An 18,890-nucleotide genomic window follows, 5' to 3' on the forward strand; every position below is an offset into this window, starting at 1 on the left:
CGGTCCCAGGACTGTTACAGATGAACACTCCCCACCACCCAGAAACCATGGGTTGGTGTCAGCTAGCCCTACCGCAGCAAGAGCCAGCATATCCCACACACCAAAGAACAGGAGATCGTTTCCTTTTTTCGGACAAAGATGATTTGGGAAGCGGCGCGCGAGCCAGCGCTTGAGCCAGCGCGCGGTACCATAGTTCAGGTGGCAGGGAAGTTTGTCGTTGCGGAGGTGGATATCGCTTTCCAAGGACGAGGCAGCATAGCTGAATACGATAGAGGGGATGCCAACCTCTCTGGCTGCTCGCAGGAAGCACATGTCAGGGCGCGGCGTACGGTCGTCGGCGACAAACAGGCAGGCTGGCTTCAGATCAGCCATCAGGCGTCTAGCCAAACGCAGATCACGCCAGAGCCCGTGCCAGAGCACTGGGAGGCGGAGAGCTTCGTGTCGAATTATTCTCGATTTCAGAAGATGGCGAAACGTGGTGGCTGCGGCAGAAACATGTGTTTTGGCAGGCAGCACGATTCCGCTCTTCTTTTCGGAGGCAAACTGACCCGAAAAGTCAATAATATTAAGTTTTAGATGTTTATTAATTTGAAGGTGAGAGGCGATTTCGCTATTTTGTACAACGATTGATACTGGCCACCCAGTTGCTGTGAAGTAAATTGCCAGGGCTTCTACTTCGGCCTTTGTGACCTGGCGATTGTAAAGAATCATGACTGGATTCTTGTCTTTTTGTTGATTTGCTACTCCGTTATGCATTTTGCAGTCTCAAATTTTTCTTGTTAGTGTTGCGTTGCCGCCAGGGCGTCGGCCATGCCCGTTGCGGCGCGGTCGAGGTCGAGACCTCCCGTAGCCTCCACGTCCGGCTCCAGAACACCTGGAATGCAGGATTCTGCCACCATGCTCAGATAACACCGGATTTGCTTGGGGGAGGGAGCGGCGCCTCCCGAAGCGATGGTGGCCAGGGCCATTTCTATATCCTGTGCGCTTTTAATTTCGAAGACGCCAGGGCACGTTCGATACCAAGCGGCTCCGAACACCAATGCCGGGATGCCGAGGCACAGTCCCTGCCAGCCCATTGATCCGGTGCCGGTAGCGATTGCTTTCGCTCCGGCGATCAGGGGGGCGCTATCTACCGCCATTGGGAGCAGGCGCACATTGGCGTGGGCAGCGATCCGACGATAGAAGGCGGCGTTGCGACACATTTCTCCACGGGAAAACGGCTGAAGCTGCCAGGGATGCTCCTTGACGTAAAGTTTCCAACCGGGAGGCAACAAGCGGGACAGGAGGTCGATGACCAGCAATTGGTCGCCATATAGTCCCGACATCGGCAGGGTAGCGCGTTCGGGTTGGTAGTGGAGCGCCAGCAGTACGTACGGTTCGTTGTCGAGGGGTAGGCTTGTCAGTCGGGCGAGCACGCGCGCCAAATGGCGCTTGCGGAAGATGGCGGCAAAGCGTGCCGCCTCGGTTTCCAGCCAGGACGCCCGCTCACCGGTACGTGGAGAGCGGAGGTAGCTGTTGGCGGGGCCGGCGAAGCCGTATCGCTTAAAGAGATAGGCGGCGCGGCTGCACTCGAAAACCAGGGCGCGAAAAAGGGAGGCGTTCCCGCTGTTCAGTTTGTAGCGGGCGGCCTTCTTCTGGAAGTTGGGGGGGATAGCAGATTTGCCCCCGGCCATGGAAACGGAGAGCCATTTATCATAGACAGCAGGAAGAGGGGCGTCGCTATAGCCGCGGAGTGGAGGGCCTTCGATGCTCTGTTGCAGGAAGACCCAACCCGGCAAGCCATGACGCTCGAACATCGGGGTGGGAATGCCACGCATCTGGCACAGCGCATAAAGCACGTAATCGAAAATGACATGAGGAGCATTGGAAAATACCACCACGTCAGGATGGTAATGATCGAGAGCCCCCGCCCAGGTCCGGACCAGATCCAGAAAATGGGCGTAGCGATCCGCGTGAGTGAACGTCGCCGCAAGGTCAAGACGATCCATCATCCGGATGGCTGTCCCCTCGACCGGAGATAATCGGGAAAGCAGAAGGGCATCGACGATGGCCTTTGGCCAAGCGGTCTCCCCTAGATCGAGTGCGGCATCAGTGTTGGCAACGAAATGCGTTTCGCGGAACCGGGCGAGCACCACGTCCCTGTCGGCGGCAGCTCCTGTCCACAGAGAAATATCCCAGCCATGAGTTCGCGTCAGGTGGTCGGCGATGGTCGACCAGATGGCCCCCGAGCACTCGATGAGAAAGGCACGGGTCATTCCAATATCTCGTACATAGCGTCAACAATTCTCTTGCAGCTACGCTCGGGAGTTCGGGGGGTCCATGGCGGAATCGAGGTTAAAGCCTCAGCGACATCGCTGTAACCCTTTGTACAAATGATGGAAGTCCCTTTTGCCCAATCGGTCATGTTATGAAGCCAAGTTAGGTCGATTGTTGGAATCCCCGTCCGATCTGCTATAAATTCCGTCGATGATCCCGTGGCGATCAAGACATCCAAGGTGGGCATGAGAGTTGTTATTGGCTCTCTGCGAATATTTTTCGTTATATTTCCAGAAAATAGACTAAAAATGTAATCATCGCTTAGTCGTGGATGTGGGCTTATTATAAAATTAAAACCAAACATTGTTGTTAGTTTTTCAAGTTCGTAAATTATATTCAGGACGTCGTTGTTGTTGTGAATTCCAAGCTGATCAAAAGGGGGGAGGGAAAATAGGGCAATACGTGGATGGCTATCACAAAGCAGCAAACGAAGAGATCTCGCATCCTCTTCTGAAAGGATGATTTCATCATCTCTCGGATGACCGGTTACATAAATACGATCAACAGGGACTCCCATATCATGGCACCGTTTGGCATCGTCCTCTGTTACAACAAACCTCCAGGGGAGGGGGGAGAGAGATTTTCTCCAATACAAATCAATCGCCATAACACCTAAGTATTTTGCAAATAAAATTCGATGTGGCCAGTTAGTGTAAAACAATCTTCCATCGATTTGGATGGTCATATTTTTTAGAAAAGGATAAAGGATGCGGTTTAGTGATATACCGGTAATCGCCCATCCGGGCGTATTTGGCGCAATATTGCGCAAATCATCGGCATTAAAAGCGGTAACATGCATCGCAACGACAGGAACATTTCGACGCCAAGCTATCTTTGCAGCGGCTGTTTTTAGCCCCGAATCAAGCGTATTGGCAATAATAACAATATCTGGATTTTGCGATGCAAGAAGTGCCTCGATATACCGTTTCTCCACCCGGTACCGATGCCAAGCTGCAAACCGTCCATACGGGATGGAGGGGATTGAGATGATTGGCCCTACGGCTGAATCGGGGGCGCTCCATCCCCATTGTTGACTCAACTCCTGCCCTTCGTCTGCGCACTTTGCCGCTAGCAAAATAGAGACGGTCCCATTTCGAGAATATATGTAATTTATGACGGGGCGAAGCTCTAAAAGATCAATTAAATTTCCAATAAAAATTGTAATTTTCATAGAAAAACCTATAAAATAGCATTTCTTGTTGGTTGGCGTGTATGGGAGATAAAACAAAAACGTACGTTGATTTGGTGAAAAATTAAATTATTAGTGACCATCCATATATTTTCTGCAATTGACGTAGTCACCTTTTTTTATTATTTCACCATTATCAAGGATAATGACTTGGTCGCAGTTGTTGAGGAAGTCGAGGCGATGGGAGACTGCGACTAAGGTTACTGACCCCTTTAGAGATGATATCTCTTTTTGTAGTTCACGCTCTGTGCGCACATCTAGTGCACTCGTAACTTCATCAAGGATAAGAAGTTCCGGCTGACCGTAAAGAGCTCGCGCAATTCCGATTCTCTGTCGTTGGCCACCGGACAGTAGGTTTCCGGATTCGCCGACGAAGCTGTCTACCCCTTCGGGTAGGGATTTAATGAATGTTTCAAGTCGCGCAAGCCGAATAACTTTTTCAAGGGTAGAATTATTCAACTCCCGCCCAAAAACGATATTGTCTCTAACCGAGCCCTCGAGCAGATATGTCGATTGAGGGACGTATCCAATTTTTGGTAGCCACCCGGCCGCATTGGAAGGGGTGAGGGGGGTCTCGTCGATAAAAACGCTGCCTCGCTGGGGGAAGATGAGTCCGGCAATAAGTTCCAGGAACGTCGTTTTTCCAGCTCCGCTTGCTCCAACAATTCCGATGGAGGTGTTGCGTTGAATCGAAAAATCAACGCCGGTTAAAGCTGCTTTGGCGGATGAGGGGTAGCAATATACTGCGTCCCTAAGAGTGATTTTGTTTTCAAATTTTAAGGACCTATTGTCTTTTGTGACGGGGAGAGGCTTCGGGGGGCTGCTAATGTCAGGTAGAAGCTCTTCAAGAGCGGATCGATTGCCGACGACAGAGGCCCACGATACAGAGAGGCGGTTGGCCGAGGGGAGGAGACGAGCTAAAACAACGCCAAGAACAAGTAAAGTTTCTGAGAATCTGCTGAGGGATACATCCATTAATAGTAGTGAAAGTATGATGCCCAACATAATCCATGCTGCTGCGGTTTCCGTTAAAATGCTTGGCACCTCGGAAAGAAGACGGTTAGATAAGGCAAGTTCTTCGCGATCCCGTAGGTTGTGATGGTGCTGTTCGATCGTTCTTTCGCGAAGCCCATAGATGCATAGTTCTCTGTAGCCATTCAGAGCTTCAAGAACGAGGCGGGCGTAGCGAACATAAATTACAGTTTCTCGGTAACCATTTCGTCGCAATGCATTTCTAGTAAAAATATGTATTGCCCCAAAAAACGGCCGAAAAAAATTATAAATATTGAAATTGTTAGGGATGGGTTCTTAAAGATGAGAACTGCAACCATTGATGTTGATATGAGCCCTTCTGATATAATTATTAAGATGTTGTTGTATATGCCGAGGCATACACGGTCGCATGTCTTTGATAGGGCGCTAAAAACCTTTGGTCCATTGCGACGAGATTTGTTTTCGTATGGTCCGGATACAACGCTTGAAAAATACCTCTGCATTATCAACCGCTGTAAATTAAAAACGGAAAGAAGCCTCAGTTTTGAATAGTATAATTTTATAGAAAGTCGAACGCCAAAAGCCATGAACAGAATTATTGTCAACGCCACATGAGGGTTGCTTGCGTGCACGCCTATCTGTTCAAGATAATATGCGGATTTCGCGACGATTAATGAGTTTCTTCCACTATCTGTCATTGACCCAATGAATACTAAAATGAGGCCGATGCTTATTGTTTCGCTGATCGACGAAACAATTGTCATAAAAACAAACCAGGAAAGTGAAATTTTCTGGTCGCGCGGGATTATTCTTAACAGGCTTAGTATTATATTCTTCACGCGGACGTCTCGTCTTCAAAGAAACTCTTTAGAATGTTCAGCCCGAGCGCACCGCTTTTTTCGGGATGGAACTGGGTGCCGGTGATATTGCCGCGCACGACCGCAGCGGCGATGCGCTGGCCACCGTGGAAGGTATCGGCGAGGCGATGTGTCGGATCGTCTGGCCAAGCTGTGAACGAATGGACGAGTAAAAAGCACCGCCCGGTTGAATCTCGGCGAGAATCGTGTCGGTCCAGCCCAGGCTGCGATGGTCGGGAATCGACAAAGGTGACCAACCGATATGCGGCACCTTCTGAGGGGCTCCGTCCGTGGTTTTGGCGGGAATGGCTCTGACCCGTCCGGGGATCAGGCCGAGGCCGCGATGCTCGCCGAATTCCTCGCCGACGTCGAACAGCACCTGCATACCGACACAGATGCCGAGCATCGGCCGACCGGAGGCGGCGAAGTCGCGGATCGCCATTTCCAGACCGGGGCGGGCGCGGAGCGCCTGGATGCAGTCGCCAAAGGCGCCAACACCCGGCAGGATCAATCGCTCGGCGTGGGCGATCTCAGCCGGGTTAGACGATAGATTGGGTCGACCACCGGCCTGGGTGACGGCGCGCGCCACGCTGAGAACATTGCCGACGCCGTAATCGACAATGGTGATATCTGCCTGGGTCATTCCACGATCCTCACGTCGATGCCCGCGTTTGCCGTCGCTTTGCGGATAGACGCAAGATCGGAGCGGCCATAATGCAGGATATCGGCCATCGCCACGGCATCGGCGCAGCCGTTGTTGACGACATCGATCAGATGTTCGGCCGACCCCATTCCGCCCGACGCGATGACCGGGACCGGAACGGCGGTCGAGACAGCCTTCACCAAATCGATGTCGAACCCGGCCCGCGTGCCTTCCTGGTCGACCGAGGTGAGAAGAATCTCACCGCAGCCGAGTTCTACCCCGCGTTTGGCCCATTCCACCACGTCGCGGCCGGTGTGTTCGCGGCCATTGTCGGTGAAAGCCTCCCACCCAGCCGCATGGGCGTGGCGTTTCGCTTCGATCGACAACACCATCGCTTGGGAGCCGAAACTCCGCGCCATCTCCGAGACCAGTTCCGGGCGATGGATTGCCGCGGTATTGATCGCCACCTTGTCGGCTCCGGCGCGGAATGCAGCCCGCGCATCCTCGGTGCTGCGGATGCCGCCACCCACGGTGATCGGTACAAACACATCCCGAGTGGTGCGTTCGACGATGTCGAGCAGGCTGTTCCGTTGATAGAGGCTGGCGACGATATCCATGTACAGGATTTCGTCGGCACCCTGTTCGTAATAGCGGCGCGCGAACTCGTTCGGATCGCCGATTTTACGCAGCCCTTCGAGATGAATTCCCTTGATCAGGTTGGGGGCCTTGACGTCGAGGCGGGCGATCAGGCGGATACGACTCATGGCTTGGTGGCGACCTCATCGAAGACTGTCCGACGCAGCTTCCATTCGCCGTTCTCGTGTTTCCAGAGATGCGGCGAGCGGAACGTGTCGGCCAAAGCGTCGAAATAGGCCCGGTCCATCACCGGCTGTTCGAACATTTTGGAGGCTGCCGGGAACTCGCGCTCGGGGATCGACAGATAGCGGAAAATCTCGTCGGCGAACCGCTCGGGGAACTCCCCGTCATAGCGTTTGACCAGAGCCACGCCTTCCTCGCGGGTGATGTCGTTCGAGCGAATTTCCTGAGCGGCGTCGTAGGTCGCCCGGCCAATGCCGAACTTGATGTGTGTCGTGTAATAGTGGAAATCGTCGATGCGATCATCGATCGAGTTGTATTTGGAATAGGTTCCGGGCGTGCGTTCGGGGGATGCCTGGAAGCCGCCATGTTCCACTGAGTAGTAGTAGCAACTCTGCGGATGCCACTTCAGGTAATAGCCAAGATAGTGGACGTCGGTCCCAACCTCTTCGAGCTTGGCCGGATCGGCCGGCAAATAGGGCTCGATATCGCAGGTGCGGAAGCCGTAATGGGCCTTGAGCTCGGCCAGAGACGTGCCGCCGAGGAAAATCTCGTCTTCATTGGTGGAGGCGAAATAATCCCAGCTACGCTGTGCCGCGCTGGTATCCCCGCGCGGATTCCCGTATTCGGCCTCGTTCTCACCGTAGAACACCAGCGGAATCCGGTGAAGAATCGACATCTTGGGGGCTAGTTGCTTTTGCCCCAGGATGAAGGGTTGGAAGGGGTGGAACAGGTTTTCGACAGCGAGGCGAGTGAGCAGTCGATGGGCTCTCCCGTTCGGGGTGTGCAAAAAATTGTCGAACCCGGCGTGAATCCAAGCCTGGAAGTTTTTCCAGCCCCATTCGGTATAGACATGGGGAGCCCAGGTCACCGTCAGCGGGTTCATTCCGTATTTATATTTCAGGACATGCGCGGCATAGAAGCTATCCTTCCCGCCCGAGCCCGGCACGACGCAATCATACGATCCGGTGCGGCTGCGGTAGCGGTCGCACAGTGCGATCAGCTTGCGTTCGCGTTCTTCCCAGTCGATCGAAGTGTACTTTTCCTCGGCAACACGGCATGCATCGCAGACGCCATCCTCGTCGAAATGAATCGTCGCCTTTTTCGAATCGTGGGTGTGCTTGAATTCGACGGCGGAGTTTGGACGCTGGTTCGAGATCACGCAGCGCTTGCAAAAGCCGATTTCCGAGGGGAGGCCGTAGAATGCTTTGGGGTGGTTGTTGCCCGCAGCGAAGGGCGCGAGATCAATCGGGGGGCGGACAAGGTATTTTTGCATCTGGGATACCTATGGTTAGAATCTAATAGATGAATCGCGCAAAGGACTGTCATCAGCGAGGAGAGTGTTGGCCGCGAGTAACCGAGCGAGATGGAGATCCCAGGGCGTATCTATATCGATAGACTGCTCCGGCGGCATCACGTAAGCCAGCGTATCCGGGCCATAAAATGTGCCTCCCCCGTCAAGTCGTGTGCGCGTTATCATAAAAATAGCCCCGTTGGGACGGTAGGCTGGCTGTAGGTCCTGGCGTCTGGTCGGCATTTTCCCCGAGAGGAAAGGGTGTAACCGTCTTGCTTCGTCTTGGACGAAAGCCCAGGCGGGATGGGTTTCGCATTCGACAACGGATACCGCCGCGCTGGCTTCGGTTTGGAGCCGAAGCTCGTGGCAGGAGCAGATATCGGCTCCGGTCCTGAATGGCGAGGTCGGTTGCAACAAAGTGATCGTGTCGGCCTCCCATCCCTGGGAGGCAAGGGTTGCGACCATATGCGTGACCACTGCCAAGCTCGGGGTATCGTCGTGGGCGAGCTCGGAGGGACGCAGAAATGGCACCTCGGCTCCCGCGTCCTGGGCCACAGCCGCGATTTCGGCATCGTCGGTACTGACAGTCACCCGATCAAGGCAGCCGCTCTCCAAGGCCGCAGCGATTGTCCAGACCAGAAGAGGGCGTCCACCAAGCGGAGCCAGATTTTTGCGGGGGATTCCTTTGGACCCACCTCGAGCTGGAATGACGGCGAGACGCTTCACGTCTTGGCCCCCACGGATTGAGGGAACAGTGATACGTAATCCTCGCGCGCCCGTTCCAGATCCGTCATCTGGCCAATGTCCAGCCAGTATTCGTGCACCGGAAAGACCGAAACCGGTTCGCCCTGGTCGAGGAGTGACTGCAACAGGTCGGTCATGTCGAACATACGACCGGAGGGGATATGGTCCAGAGCCTCGGGGGCAAGGACATAAATCCCGGCATTGACGAACTGGTGATGGACCGGCTTCTCGGTGATGCCAAGTAGTCGGTGGGCCTCGGTTTCGACCACGCCGAAGGGAATCTGGAACGAATAATCGCGCACGCAGACGGTGGCCATGCCGCCATGCGCGGTGTGGAAATCGAGCAGGCTGCGTAAATCGACCGCAGTCAACAGATCGCCGTTGGTGACGATCACCGGTTTGCTCGGCCGTTCCGGCAGCAGCGACAGCGAGCCAGCGGTTCCCTTGCGTTCCGTCTCGTGCAGATAATCGATCTGCACATCGAAGCGGGAGCCGTCGCCGAAATGGCCTCTGACCATCTCAGCTTTGTAATTGACCGACAGGAAGAAGCGAGAAAACCCCTGGCTTGCGAAATTCACCAGAATGTGTTCGAGCAAGGGTCGACCGCCCACCGGAATCATCGGTTTGGGCACGGTTTCGGTGAGCGGACGCAATCGGGTTCCCAGTCCACCGGCCATCAGCACGACCCAATTGTCCTGATGCTCGACTTGCATCAGGCGTTCCAGCACCGCGAGATCGGTGACATGCCCCTCGGCATCGACGATTGGCATCTGGCGGATTTGGAGTTCGTTCATCCGCCGCAACAAGGTGGTCCGATCGGTATTCGGGGCCACGGTGCGTGGCGACCGGTTCATCACTTCGTCCAGTCGCGTGTCCAACTGTGCTCCGCGCAGCAGGCCACGGCGCACATCACCATCGGTCACCGTGCCGATGAGTTTGCCATCCGCAGTGGTGACAAGGACGATCTGGAACCCTGAAGCTTCGAAATTGCGGATTGCATCGCGGACCGTCGCGTCGGGCGGCAGCAAGGCGCGACGGACGGGATGGCCATCGGGCCGACAATTGTCTTGAGTTTCGGGCACGGTCATGATGTCGCTGTTAATTCTGGCTCATGGGCAGGTCATAGAAGGCTTTTTCCATCAGGAAATCCTGTGGAAAGTCCGTCAGGACCGAGACGATTTTCGCTCCCGCTCCCCCTTCGCCATACGGATTGACCACGGCCTTCAATCCTTCTTGGAATTCAGGAGAATACAGGCGCTCCAGGGCGCCAGCGATGGCATTCCGGTTCGGAGTACACGAGATAACGCTCGTCGCGCAGAGTCGCCCACGTTGGCGGTCGCCAATGTTGATCGTCCCGATCCCAAAGCTTGGGGCCTCCAAAAGGCCGCTGGAGGAATTGCCGACCACGGCATCCACTTGGGCAAGGCATGACAAATAGCGCAATAGCCCGAGAGACGTGAACGCCTTTCTGGTGCCGGGGCGTTCGGCGACGAAACGCTCGACGAGGCTGATCAAGTCGCGGCCACCAGCATCAGCGTTTGGCATGGTGAAGATCAGCGAGGTTTCGTCAAGGTCATCTAGTGCCGCCAGAACCTCGTTCATTTCGTCAACGGGAGACGAAAAGGTCAGTGTCGCCGGATGGTACGTGACCAGCAAGGTCCGTCGGCCAAACCGAAATCCCAGTGACTCTTCCAGGGCGGGACGGTCCAGCAATGTCTGCTTCTTGATAGCATCGACGCCAAGCCCACCAACCAGAAAGACCCGGTCGGGCTGCTCTCCCAATTGTATCACACGCTTCCGGTATTCTTCGGTCGCCACGAAGTGCAGATGCGCCATTTTGGTTATGGCATGACGCAAGGCTTCGTCGACGGCGCCTTCCGTTCTCTCGCCACCGTGAAGGTGAGCGACCGGAATGCGGGCAACCAGGGCTGCGGCAACCGCGGCAAAAATCTCGAAGCGATCGCCCAGCACCACCAGGATATCGGGGGCGAGGTCGGCAAGTGCGTCGGCAAACCCGATCGTTCCAAGTCCCATCGACTTGGCAATCCCGACCGGCGTGTCGGAACTGGTCAGCATTTCAACCTTGCGGTCGATGGTAAAGCCGTCCGCTTCGATCTCGCGGTAGGTCAGCCCGAACTCGGGGGAAAGATGCATACCAGTGGCGATAACCTGGAGATGCAAGCCCGGCGCAGCCTTGATCTCTTCCATCAGCCACCGCAGCAGACCGTATTCGGCGCGGGTTCCGGTGACGACGCAGATTTTCCGGCTCATGGCTCGATCGCCTCGTCACGCTGATAGGCGCGGTCGGCAATCCGGCCGATCATGTCGTCCCACCGCATGGGCGAAAGACCGCTGCCCGGACGTTTGACCGTCATGTTCTCGGCAGAGAGCGGCTCTCCCGCCGAGATCGGCCGGGCCGCGACAATTGATTTGCGTGCGATCGGCAGGTTGCGGGTTTCACTCGGGCCAGGCCGTTTGATGCCGTCGCCCATCGCCCGCTCGATGTTGCGGATCGCCGCGACCATGGCGGCAAGCTCGTCCGGTTCCAGGCTTGCCTTATGATCGGGCCCCGGCAAGCTGCGGTCGAGCGTGAAGTGCTTTTCGATGATGCATGCGCCGAGCGCCGTCGCCGCGATCGCTATCTCGATCCCCTCGGTATGGTCGGAATAACCGACCGCCACGCCAAACGTATCGCGCATGGTCAGCATGGCGGACAGGTTTACCTCGTCCATCGGGGTCGGATATTCGGTGGTGCAATGCAAAACCGTGATCCGGTCACGCGGCAGCCCGGCGTCCTCCAGAACACCGAGCGCATCGTCCACCTCGGCCAGGGTCGCCATCCCGGTGGACAGCACCACCGGCAATTCCATGCTGCCGACATGGCGCAGATAGGGGAGGTTGGTGATTTCGCCCGAGGGGATTTTGACAAGCGGCAGACCAAGCCCAGCCAGCATGTCGAGACTGTCCACATCGAAGCCGGTGGACAGGAAGCCGATTCCCTGTGCCGCGCAATGGGCAATCAGGTCGCGATGTGTCGCCTCGGACAATTCCAGGCGGCGGATCATCTCGAACTGGCTTTCGTCCGCGCCGCTGGTCTTCTTCTGATAATCGGCCTTTGCGGCTCCCTGGGTGACCAGCCGTTCCGCCTTGAAGGTCTGAAACTTGACGTAATCGGCCCCTGCCGCCTTTGCCGCGTCGATCAGTCGTTTCGCCAGTTCGGGATCGCCATTGTGGTTGACCCCTGCCTCGGCAATGATCATCACGCTCATGATGGCCTCCGTCCCGGAGGCAACCATTCACCATCGGCACAGTCGGTGACAACTCGCTGCCCCATGCCGATGACACAGCCGGTTCCCACCTGTATTTCTTGGCGGATGCTGGCGTTGCTGCCGATAAAGGTCTCCGCGCCGATACGGACGCCACCATTGATCACGGCCGCGGTGGCGATGTGACAATGATCGCCGATCTCGGCGTCGTGCTCGACCAGAGCCATGGTGTTGATGATGACGTTGCGGCCGATTCGTGCGCCCGCATTAATCACGGCGCGGTGCAGAACTATCGTTCCCGCACCCAGTTCAGCATGACGCGAGACGTGCGCCAGCGGCGACACGATCGCCGGAAGTTCCGCTCCTGCGGCAAGAGCCGCAGAGAACAGGCGCATCCGCGCCGCAGGCGATTTGATCTGCCCCAAAGTGATCGCGGCCGTGCGAAACTGGGCGACGAGACACGGTAGGTCGATGTCGGTCCCCAGAACAGGGTAACCGAGAACCTCGGTCCCGACCTCGGGCGCAGTGCCAATCAAGCCGACGATCCTGAACCGCCCGCCCATCTCAATGACGTCGATGCAGGATCGGGCATGTCCGCCAGCACCGATCAGGAGTAACGGCTCGCCACTCACGCGGCCCCGCTCGAGCCAAGGATGGCGCTGCTCGGGATGTTGATGATCCGGCGTTCCAGGGATTCCGCGACCGGCAAGGCCATGCGCGGGCAGGTCTCGAACGCGGGCAACCGATGCATCAAGGTCCATGCCGGACGGGTCATCAGGCCCGCATCGTTGGTCGAGGCGAGAATCGTGTCCCGCTCCCCGACGCGGTCGTCGTCCAGGATCAAGGTTTGCAGCCAGTAGTTGCTGCGACATCCCGCGGGCTCGGCAAACAGCCTGACCCCGGTCATTCCCTCGAACCCGGCGCGGTATTTCTCGAACAAGCGGCGCTTTTCGGCAAGGAATGTCGGCAGTTGCTCCAACTGGGCACAGCCGAGCGCCGCATTGAGGTTGGGGAGGCGGTAATTATAAGCAACATAATCATGCCGGAATTCCCACCGATGCGGTTGCTTTGCCGTGGTGGTGAGATGCTTGGCGCGCTTGGCAAGCTCCGGATCGTTGGTGAGGATGGCACCGCCGCCGCCGGTGGTGATCGTCTTGTTGCCGTTGAAGCTCAAGGTGCCCATGCGGCCGAATGTGCCGGTGTGGCGCCCGCCGACCGTGCTGCCCAGGGATTCCGCCGCGTCTTCGACCAAGACCAGATGCCATGTCCGTGCCAGCTCGACCGTGGCGGCAATGTCGATGGGGTGGCCGAAGGCGTGCACCGGCACTAGGGCACGAATGACCCGGCCAGTGGTGCGGTTGACGCAGACATCGTCACGGATTTCGGCGATTTCGGCGAGATGAGCCCCGAGTGCCACGGGGTCGAGTCCCAGGGTGGCCTCGCTCGAATCGGCGAAGTGCGGCACCGCGCCGCAATGGGCAACGGCATTGGCGGTGGCGGCGAAGGTCAGCGCGGGAACGATCACTTCGTCGCCCGGTTGCACCCCGGCGAGCAGCATTGCGGCGTGCAGGGCGGCCGTCCCATTGACCACCGCTATGGCGTGACCGGCACCGGTAAAGGCGGCAAGGTCCGCTTCGAAGCGATCGACGAATTTGCCGACCGATGAGACGAAGGTGGTGTCGATGCACTCCTGAACATAGGCAAGCTCATTGCCCGAGAACCGGGGGGCGTGCAGGGGCACCGATCCGGGGCCGGTGACATCGCGCAAGACCGCGATGATCTGTGCGGCAAGAGGGAGGGGGGCGTTCATGTCGGCAGACAGCTATATGTTGTAGATATCGGCTTTGTAGGATTTCAGGTTCTCGGAATCGGAGAACCAGGAAACGGTTTCCGCCAAGCCTCGTCGGAATCCGTCCAGGCCGCCAAACGCGGGCTGCCAGCCGAGCAAGTCCTTCGCCTTGGCATTGCAGGCCCACAGACGCTCGACCTCGCTTTTCTCCGGGCGCAGCCGCACGTCGTCGGTAACGATCTCGATCTCCGCTCCCATTACCTCGGCGATGGTTTTGGCGGTGTCGCCGATCGAGATTTCGTAATTGCTGCCAAGGTTGATGACCTCACCCGCACCACGCTCCGCCGCCAACGCGGCCAGGAACCCGCCCACCGTGTCGGCCACATAATTGAAGTCGCGCGTGGGATGGAGCGAGCCGAGCTTGATCTTCCGCGCGCCGTTGGCGATCTGGGTGATGATGGTGGGGATCACCGCTCGTGCGGACTGGCGCGGTCCGAAGGTGTTGAAGGGGCGGATCACGGTTACCGGCGTGCCGAAGGCGGCGAAGAACGACAGGGCAATCTGGTCCGCGCCGATCTTGGTGGCAGAGTAGGGCGACTGGCCTTGCAGCGGGTGTTCTTCGGTGATCGGCACGAAGCGGGCGGTGCCGTAAACCTCGCTGGTGGAGGTGTGGATCACTTTGGCGATTCCAAGCTCTCGCGCCGCCTGAACGACGTTGAGGGTGCCCTTGATGTTCGTATCAACGTAGGTGTCGGGCGAGTGATACGAATAGGGGATCGCAATCAGCGCGGCCAAATGCAAGACCGCATCGCATCCCTGCATCGCGGCGCGGACGCCGTGCGGATCGCGGACGTCACCGGCGAAAACCTCGAACGAGCCTTTGACGTCTGGGGCGCAGCGATCAAGCCAGCCCCAGCTGTTGAACGAATTGTAGAGCACGAAGGCGCGAACATCATAGCCGTTGCGCACTAGAGCTTCGGTCAAATGCGAGCCGATGAATCCATCCGCTCCGGTGACAAGGACTCTCTTCACCCTCTGAACCCTACCTAGCCGTTGAAGATATCGTACCTGAAAGATGCGCCAATCTGCCTGAGGATGGGCTTTTCCCACGCTACCGCCATTCGGGTGAGAAAATCGCACCCGTTCCGCTGATATAGACGAGGCGACGCAAACTTTACGGTGTCGCCTCTATGGACTCCCTGGGGAGCAGGACCTCGATCTCGCGGTTCATCACGCTCAACAGAACCGTTGTCCGCTCCTTGTCGTTCAGGGATAGCAGACGGCCGACGAACAGGGCAAATGGCCCTTCGGTAATGCGCACCGTCGACCCTGGGCGCAACACGTCCTCTGCCCGTTGTATCAGGCCGTTTTCGCCCCCTTCGGCGATCAGGCCTTCTACCACGTTCTCCGGAACAGACACAGGATGATCTCCGTTCCGGATCAGGTCGAGCACCCCGATGGTTCCCAGGATCGACCGCCAGCGGGCCGTTTCCCGATCGAAGCCGACGAACAAATACCCCGGGAACAGAGGCCGGTGCACATGGGTGCTGCGTCTGGCATGTTTCACCGTCGTTGTGTACTGGGGGAGAAAAACACGAAATCCTTGGCGCGCCAGATGAGTTGCCGCCAGATTTTCGGAACGGGGCTTAGCGCGGACAACGTACCATTTCTGCATTATGGCACCTTCGCCTCGACCGTGGGAACGGCGGCGTCTCCGCCGCGCAAATCCCCGGGGTTCGCGTCAGTACGGCCACGGGGATTCCAGACGACGTCGACAGACGCGGAACGGGCCGGGGGAGCGTCTCCATTGTTTATCGGTCTCATCTGGGCGGAGTATTTCATACCGACAATGCCGGTTCCAAGTCCGTTCTCCGCCGGAACGGATTGGAATCTCGGATAATTCTCAGCATTTGGCTGAAGCTTTGGCCTGATGTTGGTGTGTTATTTTGACGGCGTGTGCTGAGCGTTCTAGCTCTATTGTCAGAGAGAATCGCTTTGATTTGAACGATCTCCATGTGGCCAGATCCTACATCTGGAGAGTCTTAAACGCAAGAGTCTCACCCCGCTGCCCTGCCTATCTGGGGCTCTGGCCACGACATCGGTCGAACCGACCAAGACTGGCTGCGCGGGTTCCCTATGGTTTACAGAGCGAAGGGATAAGGATACATCATTTGCCGCCGCTAGCCCTCCGCGCTTTCTCAAGGGTCTGAGAAAACATGAAAATCCTCACGATCATCGGTGCCCGGCCGCAATTCGTCAAAGCGGCGGTGGTTTCGCGCGCCCTTGTCGACCTAGCCGATGTCAGCGAAGTTCTGGTTCATACCGGCCAGCATTATGATGAAGTGATGTCCGGCCGCTTTTTTCGTGAGCTTGGCATTCCCGCCCCGGCTTATAACCTTGGCGTTGGCTCGGGCAGCCACGGCGCGCAGACCGGGCGAATGCTGGAGCGTTTGGACACGGTGATCGAGGCCGAACGGCCGGATTGGGTGCTGTTGTACGGTGACACCAATTCAACCCTGGCTGGGGCGCTGGCCGCCGCCAAGCTGCATGTCCCGGTGGCCCATGTCGAAGCCGGTCTGCGCAGTTGGAACCGGGCGATGCCCGAAGAAATCAACCGCCTGCTGACCGATCAGGTCTCCTCGCTGCTGTTCGCGCCGACCGAGGCGGCGGTGACCAATCTGACGCGGGAAGGGATCGCGGGCGCGTCCGTCCATCTCGTCGGTGACGTGATGTTCGATGCCGCTTTGGCCTTTGGTGGTCGCGCCGACGCGGACGCCCTGTTGACCCGCCTTGGCGTCGTCGCGGGTGGGTATGTTCTGTTGACGATCCATCGGGCCGAGAATACCGACGATCCGGCCCGGCTGTCGGCGATTGTCGCCGCTCTGGGGCAGGTCGCCCGCTCTGAACCGGTGGTGCTGCCCTGTCATCCCCGCACCATGGCGGCGCTGGAGCGGGCCGGTCTGCTGGACGAGGTGCGGACCAATCTGATCTGTGTCGAGCCGATGGGCTATCTTGAGATGCTGGCGGCGGAACGGTTGGCGCGGGTTGTCGTGACCGATTCCGGCGGGGTGCAAAAAGAAGCGTTCTTCTTTGGTGTGCCCTGCGTGATCGTGCGGGGCGAAACCGAATGGGTCGAACTGGTCGAACTGGGCTGTGCCCGTCTGGTCGAACCTGACGCCATCGCTGCTGCGGTGTCGGTGCCTCCTGCCGGGATCGCCGCACGCGACGGTCTTTATGGCGGCGGGGCCGCCGCCGAACGGGTTGCCCGCATCATGGCCGGGACCGGGCCGTAATCGCACGCCCCTTCCCAGCGGTGGGGAGGCAGACCGTTATCGTTATTGTTCGCACGAGACGCCGCTTCTATTTTTGCCGTTCCAACCCCTTCGATTTCAGGAAATGCTTATGAGCACGGGGCATGTTGCAGTCGTCGGCTGCGGTTACTGGGGCAAGAACCTTGTTCGCAATTTGGCCAGCCTGAATGTCCTCGGAGCCGTGTGCGATACCAATGCCGGAATGGCCGAGCGTCAGGCGACTGAGTTCGGGGCCAGGGCGATGGATTGGAGCTCGGTCCTGAGCAGCCCCGATCTCACCGCCGTGGTGATCGCCGCACCCGCCGCGATGCATGCCCGTCTGGCGATGGAGGCCCTGGTCGCCGGGAAGCACGTTTTCGTCGAAAAGCCGCTTGCGATCGATGTCGCCGAGGCCGAGGCGCTGTGCCGCGAGGCCAGGCGGCGCGGGCTGGTGCTGATGGTCGGCCATCTGCTGCAATACCACCCGGCTTTCCTGCGTTTGAAGGCGCTGGTGCTGGATGGGACGCTGGGCCGCATCAACTATATCTATTCGAATCGTCTCAATCTGGGGAAGTTCCGTAACGAAGAGAACATCCTGTGGAGTTTTGCGCCGCACGATATCTCGATGATCCTGTCGCTGGCGGGACAGGAGCCGGTCAGCGTCAGCGCGGTCGGCGCGAATTTCCTGAATGATCGGATTGCTGACGTCACGACGACCCACATGGCGTTCGCAGATGGGATGCGGGCCCATGTATTCGTTTCTTGGTTGCATCCGTTCAAGGAGCAAAAGCTGATCGTCGTCGGCGATCGCGGTATGGCGGTGTTTGACGATAGCCAGCCGTGGGACAGCAAGCTGGTTCTGTTCCGCCACTCGGTTCGCTGGAAGAACGGCCTGCCCGAACCGGATAAGGCCGAAAGCGAAGCGGTCGCGGTGGAACAGAGCGAGCCGCTGCGGCTGGAATGCGAGCATTTCCTCGACTGTGTCGCCACCGGAGCGACGCCGCGCACCGATGGCGAGGAAGGGCTGCGGGTGCTGAAGGTGTTGCAGCAGGCTCAGGATTCCCTGGCCCAGGGCAATGGCGCGCCCGCTCCGCTCCACGCCTCCTCCGCAAGCGAGACGACGGCCCATTTTCCCGGCGCCACCATCCACGAAAGCGCCTATATCGACGATCAGGTACAGATCGGCACGGGCACAAAGATCTGGCATTTCAGCCATATCCTGTCGCGGACGACGATCGGCCAGAACGTCAATATCGGCCAGAACGTCGTTGCCGGTCCCGACGTGGTGGTTGGCAACAATTGCAAGATCCAGAACAATGTCAGCCTTTATAAGGGCGTGACGCTGGAGCAGGGCGTGTTCTGCGGCCCGTCTTGCGTGTTCACCAACGTGCTGACGCCGCGTGCCGAAATCGATCGCAAGGCCGATTTCCGCCCGACCCTGGTGCAACGGGGAGCTACGATCGGGGCCAATGCGACGATCGTTTGCGGCCACACCATCGGTGCCTATGCCCTGGTCGCGGCCGGGGCGGTGGTGACCAGCGACGTTCCCGCCTTTGCCCTGGTGGCGGGAGTTCCTGCGCGGCGGATCGGTTGGGTGTCGCGTTCGGGAGAGCGGTTGGGTGACGATCTGGTCTGCCCGCGCGATGGCAGCCGCTATCGCCTCGCCGCCCCGGATGTTCTGGAGGAGATTTGA

Annotated in this window: 17 protein-coding genes; 2 read left to right on the forward strand and 15 right to left on the reverse strand. The window is 58.0% G+C overall.

The window, feature by feature from the left end; genetic code table 11:
• The 15 genes from K678_RS18620 to nusG all read right to left on the reverse strand — a co-directional run.
• The coding region (locus K678_RS18620; RefSeq protein ID WP_231376241.1) for a hypothetical protein at positions 1 to 711 on the reverse strand (711 nt) is incomplete at its 3' end.
• Between the two features lie 68 nt (positions 712 to 779).
• Entirely contained in the window at positions 780 to 2,255 is a 1,476-nt protein-coding gene (locus K678_RS09295; RefSeq protein ID WP_021132204.1) for a hypothetical protein, read from the reverse strand.
• Positions 2,252 to 3,487, reverse strand: coding sequence for a UDP-N-acetyl glucosamine 2-epimerase (locus K678_RS18625; protein ID WP_155804510.1), 1,236 nt, complete (start codon positions 3,485 to 3,487; stop codon positions 2,252 to 2,254). The genes K678_RS09295 and K678_RS18625 overlap by 4 nt, the downstream gene beginning before the upstream one ends.
• A 90-nt stretch (positions 3,488 to 3,577) precedes the next feature.
• The gene (locus K678_RS18195) at positions 3,578 to 4,732 is read right to left on the reverse strand and encodes an ATP-binding cassette domain-containing protein (RefSeq protein ID WP_155804511.1); all 1,155 of its coding nucleotides are present in this window, start codon (positions 4,730 to 4,732) and stop codon (positions 3,578 to 3,580) included.
• Between the two features lie 642 nt (positions 4,733 to 5,374).
• A complete protein-coding gene (gene hisH / locus K678_RS09300; protein ID WP_021132206.1) occupies positions 5,375 to 5,998 on the reverse strand; it encodes an imidazole glycerol phosphate synthase subunit HisH in 624 nt (207 codons plus the stop codon).
• The gene (gene hisF / locus K678_RS09305; protein WP_021132207.1) at positions 5,995 to 6,762 is read right to left on the reverse strand and encodes an imidazole glycerol phosphate synthase subunit HisF; all 768 of its coding nucleotides are present in this window, start codon (positions 6,760 to 6,762) and stop codon (positions 5,995 to 5,997) included. Before hisF ends, hisH begins: the two co-directional genes overlap by 4 nt.
• Positions 6,759 to 8,090: an N-acetyl sugar amidotransferase gene (locus tag K678_RS09310; protein WP_021132208.1), complete on the reverse strand. Its 1,332-nt coding sequence runs from the start codon at positions 8,088 to 8,090 to the stop codon at positions 6,759 to 6,761. The genes hisF and K678_RS09310 overlap by 4 nt, the downstream gene beginning before the upstream one ends.
• A gap of 15 nt (positions 8,091 to 8,105) precedes the next feature.
• Positions 8,106 to 8,834, reverse strand: coding sequence for an acylneuraminate cytidylyltransferase family protein (locus K678_RS19950; RefSeq protein ID WP_039852646.1), 729 nt, complete (start codon positions 8,832 to 8,834; stop codon positions 8,106 to 8,108).
• Positions 8,831 to 9,940 (reverse strand): nucleotidyltransferase family protein, encoded by a 1,110-nt coding sequence (locus K678_RS09320; RefSeq protein ID WP_021132210.1) that lies wholly within the window; start codon positions 9,938 to 9,940, stop codon positions 8,831 to 8,833. The genes K678_RS19950 and K678_RS09320 overlap by 4 nt, the downstream gene beginning before the upstream one ends.
• Positions 9,941 to 9,950: 10 nt before the next feature.
• The gene (gene neuC, locus K678_RS09325) at positions 9,951 to 11,123 is read right to left on the reverse strand and encodes a UDP-N-acetylglucosamine 2-epimerase (RefSeq protein WP_021132211.1); all 1,173 of its coding nucleotides are present in this window, start codon (positions 11,121 to 11,123) and stop codon (positions 9,951 to 9,953) included.
• Positions 11,120 to 12,121, reverse strand: coding sequence for an N-acetylneuraminate synthase (gene neuB, locus K678_RS09330; protein ID WP_021132212.1), 1,002 nt, complete (start codon positions 12,119 to 12,121; stop codon positions 11,120 to 11,122). Before neuB ends, neuC begins: the two co-directional genes overlap by 4 nt.
• Positions 12,118 to 12,750, reverse strand: coding sequence for an acetyltransferase (locus tag K678_RS09335; RefSeq protein ID WP_039852649.1), 633 nt, complete (start codon positions 12,748 to 12,750; stop codon positions 12,118 to 12,120). Before K678_RS09335 ends, neuB begins: the two co-directional genes overlap by 4 nt.
• Entirely contained in the window at positions 12,747 to 13,928 is a 1,182-nt protein-coding gene (locus tag K678_RS09340; RefSeq protein WP_021132214.1) for a LegC family aminotransferase, read from the reverse strand. The genes K678_RS09335 and K678_RS09340 overlap by 4 nt, the downstream gene beginning before the upstream one ends.
• A gap of 12 nt (positions 13,929 to 13,940) precedes the next feature.
• On the reverse strand, positions 13,941 to 14,939 hold the full coding sequence (locus tag K678_RS09345) for an NAD-dependent 4,6-dehydratase LegB (protein WP_021132215.1): 999 nt from the start codon (positions 14,937 to 14,939) through the stop codon (positions 13,941 to 13,943).
• 142 nt (positions 14,940 to 15,081) lie between these two features.
• Positions 15,082 to 15,582, reverse strand: coding sequence for a transcription termination/antitermination protein NusG (gene nusG / locus K678_RS09350; RefSeq protein WP_021132216.1), 501 nt, complete (start codon positions 15,580 to 15,582; stop codon positions 15,082 to 15,084).
• 541 nt (positions 15,583 to 16,123) lie between these two features.
• Here nusG and wecB point away from each other — a divergent pair.
• Together wecB and K678_RS19760 are read left to right on the forward strand one after the other, a co-directional pair.
• Positions 16,124 to 17,200: a non-hydrolyzing UDP-N-acetylglucosamine 2-epimerase gene (gene wecB / locus K678_RS09355; protein ID WP_021132217.1), complete on the forward strand. Its 1,077-nt coding sequence runs from the start codon at positions 16,124 to 16,126 to the stop codon at positions 17,198 to 17,200.
• A gap of 109 nt (positions 17,201 to 17,309) precedes the next feature.
• Positions 17,310 to 18,890 carry a Gfo/Idh/MocA family oxidoreductase gene (locus tag K678_RS19760; protein ID WP_021132218.1) on the forward strand — a complete coding sequence of 527 codons (1,581 nt, stop codon included), beginning with the start codon at positions 17,310 to 17,312 and terminating at the stop codon, positions 18,888 to 18,890.

Source organism: Magnetospirillum fulvum MGU-K5 (assembly GCF_000442515.1).
GTDB classification, from domain to species: Bacteria; Pseudomonadota; Alphaproteobacteria; order Rhodospirillales; family Magnetospirillaceae; genus Phaeospirillum; species Phaeospirillum fulvum_B.

Excerpts from the sequence above, each read along its gene's own strand:
- K678_RS09295 (WP_021132204.1), bottom strand. The coding sequence starts at position 2,255 with ATGACCCGTGCCTTTCTCATCGAGTGCTCGGGGGCCATCTGGTCGACC.
- K678_RS18625 (WP_155804510.1), bottom strand. The coding sequence starts at position 3,487 with ATGAAAATTACAATTTTTATTGGAAATTTAATTGATCTTTTAGAGCTT.
- hisH (WP_021132206.1), bottom strand. The coding sequence starts at position 5,998 with ATGACCCAGGCAGATATCACCATTGTCGATTACGGCGTCGGCAATGTT.
- hisF (WP_021132207.1), bottom strand. The coding sequence starts at position 6,762 with ATGAGTCGTATCCGCCTGATCGCCCGCCTCGACGTCAAGGCCCCCAAC.
- K678_RS09310 (WP_021132208.1), bottom strand. The coding sequence starts at position 8,090 with ATGCAAAAATACCTTGTCCGCCCCCCGATTGATCTCGCGCCCTTCGCT.
- K678_RS09320 (WP_021132210.1), bottom strand. The coding sequence starts at position 9,940 with ATGACCGTGCCCGAAACTCAAGACAATTGTCGGCCCGATGGCCATCCC.
- neuC (WP_021132211.1), bottom strand. The coding sequence starts at position 11,123 with ATGAGCCGGAAAATCTGCGTCGTCACCGGAACCCGCGCCGAATACGGT.
- neuB (WP_021132212.1), bottom strand. The coding sequence starts at position 12,121 with ATGAGCGTGATGATCATTGCCGAGGCAGGGGTCAACCACAATGGCGAT.
- K678_RS09340 (WP_021132214.1), bottom strand. The coding sequence starts at position 13,928 with ATGAACGCCCCCCTCCCTCTTGCCGCACAGATCATCGCGGTCTTGCGC.
- nusG (WP_021132216.1), bottom strand. The coding sequence starts at position 15,582 with ATGCAGAAATGGTACGTTGTCCGCGCTAAGCCCCGTTCCGAAAATCTG.
- wecB (WP_021132217.1), top strand. The coding sequence starts at position 16,124 with ATGAAAATCCTCACGATCATCGGTGCCCGGCCGCAATTCGTCAAAGCG.
- K678_RS19760 (WP_021132218.1), top strand. The coding sequence starts at position 17,310 with ATGAGCACGGGGCATGTTGCAGTCGTCGGCTGCGGTTACTGGGGCAAG.